The organism is Anaerostipes sp. Marseille-Q3525 (genome assembly GCF_018223505.1).
GTDB lineage: Bacteria > Bacillota > Clostridia > Lachnospirales > Lachnospiraceae > Anaerostipes > Anaerostipes amylophilus.
The window spans coordinates 1-4,922 of the sequence record NZ_JAGTTT010000057.1 but is presented as its reverse complement, the minus strand read 5'-3'; the positions used below and the strand labels follow the sequence as shown (position 1 = coordinate 4,922).

The 4,922-nt window shown below is 31.7% G+C and carries 7 protein-coding genes; all 7 read left to right on the top strand.

Annotation, left to right across the window (positions count from 1 at the left end; genetic code table 11):
- Positions 1–207 precede the first annotated feature (207 nt).
- The 7 genes from KE503_RS14035 (at position 208) to KE503_RS14005 (ending at position 4,468) form a co-directional block, all read left to right on the top strand.
- A complete protein-coding gene (locus KE503_RS14035; RefSeq protein WP_022374154.1) occupies positions 208–1,089 on the top strand; it encodes a damage-control phosphatase ARMT1 family protein in 882 nt (293 codons plus the stop codon).
- Positions 1,090–1,287: 198 nt separating this feature from the next.
- Positions 1,288–1,470 (top strand): hypothetical protein, encoded by a 183-nt coding sequence (locus tag KE503_RS14030; RefSeq protein ID WP_212385657.1) that lies wholly within the window; start codon positions 1,288–1,290, stop codon positions 1,468–1,470.
- Positions 1,471–1,480: 10 nt separating this feature from the next.
- Positions 1,481–2,104, top strand: a complete 624-nt coding sequence (locus KE503_RS14025; RefSeq protein WP_330622046.1) for a DUF4405 domain-containing protein — start codon at positions 1,481–1,483, stop codon at positions 2,102–2,104.
- A 30-nt stretch (positions 2,105–2,134) separates the two neighbouring features.
- Positions 2,135–2,581 (top strand): flavodoxin family protein, encoded by a 447-nt coding sequence (locus KE503_RS14020; RefSeq protein ID WP_022374157.1) that lies wholly within the window; start codon positions 2,135–2,137, stop codon positions 2,579–2,581.
- Positions 2,582–2,705: 124 nt separating this feature from the next.
- Positions 2,706–2,921: a hypothetical protein gene (locus tag KE503_RS14015; RefSeq protein WP_022374158.1), complete on the top strand. Its 216-nt coding sequence runs from the start codon at positions 2,706–2,708 to the stop codon at positions 2,919–2,921.
- 92 nt (positions 2,922–3,013) lie between these two features.
- Positions 3,014–3,790 (top strand): DUF134 domain-containing protein, encoded by a 777-nt coding sequence (locus KE503_RS14010; RefSeq protein WP_022374159.1) that lies wholly within the window; start codon positions 3,014–3,016, stop codon positions 3,788–3,790.
- Positions 3,791–3,916: 126 nt separating this feature from the next.
- Positions 3,917–4,468, top strand: coding sequence for an alpha/beta family hydrolase (locus KE503_RS14005; RefSeq protein WP_022374160.1), 552 nt, complete (start codon positions 3,917–3,919; stop codon positions 4,466–4,468).
- The last annotated feature ends 454 nt before the right edge of the window (positions 4,469–4,922 follow it).

The window sequence follows — 4,922 nt, the reverse complement described above, 5'->3', positions numbered from 1 at the left end:
AGATAGTTCTTGTATGTTGTTTTGAAGGTATATCCTTTATATATAGATTTAATAATGAAATTCGAACATTCTTATAGATAAGGATGTTTTTTTTCGTTTATAACAAAGAATTTAAAGATATCAAGCAACGATTGTAACTAGAATCATAAATTCTTGCATGATATAATGAAAGCAGAAATAAACTGTGATCAAAAAAGGAGAGAAACGATGATTGCAAATTCAAGATGTATCGCATGTAATCTTTCAAAAAAAGAGCAAAAAATCCAAAAATATTCGGATGAAAAAAAGAAAAAAGCATTTATTCAGAAAGTTACCGGAATCTTATATAAATACGGGGATAAAGAATCAACACCAATGTTAGATAAGCGAATTCAGGACATTTATAATGAATATTATGAAGAAGAAACAGATTATAAGGCATTGAAACATAAATATAATCAATATATGTTGGAAAGAGAAGATGAGATCAGAGAACGATTAAAGGAAACAAAGAACATAGAAGATTATATTAAATATGTATGTGTTGGGAATTACATAGATTTTGGTGTAACAGGAAATATTGATGATCAGATGTTAGAAAATTTATTAAATAAGGTCAACGATCTGAATATATCAAAACAAGAAGTAAAATATCTGGAGGAAGAATTAAAAGATGCGAAAACTCTTTTGTATATCACAGATAATTGCGGAGAAATCGTTCTTGATAAGATTTTTATCGAAGAATTAAAGAAACGTTATAAAAATCTTGAAATCATAGTTATGGTAAGAGGCGGATTGGCAATTAATGATGCAACGATAGAAGACGCAGAAGAAGTGGGACTTACGAAGATTGTTTCTGTGATCAGCAATGGAGCTGCAATCACAGGAACCGTCAAGGAGCAATTAAGCAAGGAAGCAAGAAAATATCTGGACAGTGCAGATGTGATCATAGCGAAAGGAATGGGTAATTTTGAATCTATGTTTGAGGAAGGAATTAATCCATATTATTTATTCTTATGCAAATGCGAGCTATTCACAACGAGATTTGGTGTCCAGTTGTTTGATCCGATATTCTGCAAAGAAGAACGATTAGAAATAAAAAATAAATAAAAATCCAGATAAGAGATATAACCAAAAGGTTTAAACTCAATAACAAAGCGAGACTTCATAATAGGTCTCGCTTTTTTTATAATAGTAAGGAAATAAGCAATAAAGGAAGATAGGAAATCTTTGTTTTATTATTGTAATAAAAAGTCCAAAATGGAAATCAGATTTTTTATGATATTTACACAGATCAGGAAAAGAAAGATGATCCAGATAAAAGGAATACAGGATTATTTTTCTTTAAAGGAAAGGCCGGAGCAAAAACGGCATGTGAAGACTTGGCAAGAGCAATTGCTTTTTTGTATGAACATCAAAAAGAGATTGTCTGATGTTTATAGCACTTATGTTATTGATGCCTTATCAGATGGTAGGCAAAGAAGCCCATGAATGAATAGGAATGATCATGTTTTTCTTATTTATTTGTCAGCATATGATGAATCAAAAGTGGACAAGAAATATAAATAAAGGGAAATATTCATTTTTACGTATATGGCAAATAATATTAGTAATTTTTCTATTTCTATTTATGTTAGGATCGATGATCAGTGGAATTATTCTGTCAAGATATGTTTTTAAAAGTATAAGAATTATGGGAGTTGCAGTTCTTATGGAAAATGTACATATGATCTGTGCATATTGGAGATTTGTGATGATGGCATTACATCTGGGGTTCCATTGGAACATGTTTATAAATATGATAAAGAATAAAACAGAAAAATGGAAGAATTCGATATGGTTGGTTGTAAGAACCTTGACATATGGAATTGCTATATATGGAATTTTTGCTTTTATCAAACGAAAAATAGGTTTATATATGACTCTAAAAAGCCATTTTGTATTTTTTGATCCTACAGAAACACTAAGACTTTATATGCTGGACTATATATCGATGATGATTTTGTTTGTTTTGGTGGGTTATTATATTTGGAAATTAGATAAGAATGCAAGATATTATACAAGCACTCCTGAATTATTAAAGAAATATGTACAGATGGTGCCACCAGTCGATGACCAGAAATAAAACAAAATCATACATAAATGGAGGAAAAACATGAATATTTTATTTATCAACGGAAGTCCAAATAAGAATGGAAACACAAAAGCTTTAGCAGAAAAGATGCTGAAGGGAAAAGCATATGAAACATTAAATCTGACAGATTATAGAATTGGAAGTTATGGGCAAAATTTCCAAGATGATCAGTTAGATGAAGTAATTGATAAAATGAAAGCGGCAGATGTGATCGTAGTAGGATCCCCATTGTATTGGCATAATATCTGCGGTTCAGTAAGAAATGTATTAGACCGCTTTTATGGAAAAGTCGAACAGGAAGGACTGTCAGGAAGAACTTTATATTTCTTGTTCCAGGGAGCAACCCCAGAACAATGGATGTTAGAAGCCGGAGAATATACAATGAAACGTTTTGCTGGACTTTATGGAATGGAATATGGCGGAATGGCAACAAATGGCGATGAAGCATCAAAACTGTTCAAAGCATAATATGAGAAAAGCTTAGAAAAGGAACGTCGAAAGATACCGTAAAAACTCCGAAAGATTTTCCGTTAAAATACAATTATGAAACAGGCAAGAACAAAAAGCTAAGAAAGAGACAGGCGTCTGGAGTTTGCTTGAAGCAAAAGCTTTGGGAATCAGTGCAGTATGTGCAGGAATTTATTTTTGCTATGCAAATTCAACTTTCTATATTTTCTTGGATATTGGAACAGGAGTGGGACCATTTTTTTTAGGATTTTTAGTTTCACCTCTTGGATATCGAGGAATGTATCTTGCAATGGCAGGAATGACCATTTTATTTATGATATTCTTTTTGCCTTACTATTAAATTTCATACTAACTTGAATTATAAATTTTCGAATGCTATAATGCGATTATCGACATATGACGGAAATAAAAATACAATAAGGAGAAGATATTATGACAAGACCAACAAGATGTAGAAGAATATGTATGGAGCCAGCTTATGACAGCTTTTTTCCAGATGGAGTTTTGACAGGAGAAGAAGTCATTATGACATTAGACGAGTACGAAACAATACGTCTGATCGATCTTGAAGAATACACACAACATGAATGTGCAAAACAGATGAATATTTCCAGAACAACCGTAGCAGAGATTTATAAAAGTGCCAGATATAAGATGGCAGATAGCGTTGTGAATGGGAAGCAACTTCTGATCACAGGAGGTAATTATCAGTTTTGCGATGGCATGACATCACCTTTTTGTAAGAAACACTGTAACAGAGCAGTAAATTCCGTCGTCAGATCAGAAATTTTAAAAAAGGAAGGTAATAAAATGAGAATTGCAGTAACATACGAAGATGGAAAGATTTATCAGCATTTTGGACACACAAGCCAGTTTAAACTTTATGATATTGAAGATGGAAAGATTGTATCTACACAGATTGTTGATACGAATGGACAGGGACATGGAGCATTATCTGGTTTCTTATCACAGGGAGAAGTAGATGTACTGATCTGTGGAGGAATCGGCGGCGGAGCCCAAAGTGCATTAGCAGAGGCAGAAATTAAATTATATGGAGGCGTTTCAGGAGATGCAGATGAAGCTGTGAATGCTTATCTGGAAGGAAAACTTGATTTTAATCCAAATGTACAATGCTCTCATCATGCACATGAACATTCTTGTGGAGGACATCAGTGTGGTGAAGATAAACATGGATGTTCAGGAAATTAGAAAAACGATTTACTAGAATACATAATTGCTCTATAATAACATAATAGAAAGTTAATGAAATTCTCCGTCTGAAAATATAACAGATGGAGAATTTTGCATATACAAAAATATATTAGGAGAAAATAAATGAAAGAAAAACTAGTAATCATATTTCCAGGGATTGGGTATCATTGTGATAAACCGCTTTTATACTATGCAAAAAAGCTAGCAAAAGAACATGGTTATGAAGAAATTGTTTCATTAAAATATTCATATACAGGAAAAAATATCCGTGGAAATGAGAAAAAGATGCAGGAAGCATGTGATATTTTATACCAACAAGCCGAAAAACAATTAGAACTTATTGATTTTTCAAAATATGCAGAAGTAGTATTTATTTCAAAAAGCGTAGGAACTGTTATATCATCTTCATATGCACAGAAATATAAGATAAAATGTAAGCAAATTTTATACACACCATTGGAGCAAACATATAAATTTGAACATCCGGATGCAATCGCATTTCTTGGAACATCTGATCCATGGAGTAATACAGCAAGTGTAGAGAAGCTTTCGAGGAAGCAGAATGTACCAATATATATGTATGAAAATGCAGATCATTCACTAGAAACAGGAAATATTATAAGGGATATAAAGACGTTACAAGATGTAATGAAAAAGACAAAAGAATATTTGTGAAAAAATTGCTTGACATATGATATATGGCTATGATAATATAATCAACGTCGCTAAAATACGACGAAATGTGACATATCATAGATAAAAAAGTTCTTGACAAGAAGAATGTAAAATGATATTATATAGAAGTTACTGACGGAGAACGATCAGAACAATGTAAAATAAATATCATTAAAAAGTTCTTGACAGACAAGATCAGAAATGATATGATATAAAAGTTGTTGCAGAACGAAAGAGTTCAGAACAACAAAATAAATCAAAAAAGTTCTTGACAAACAAAAAGAACTGTGATAAAATGATAAAGCTTCTTATATACAAGAAGCAGATCAAAAAGATCTTTGACAACTGAACAATAAGACAACCTTGAAAATTCTAATGAATTTTTCAGATGATTTTAGTAAAAATCAACGAACGTTCTTTATAAGAACAGTAATAATAAGGATAAAGAAGCTAG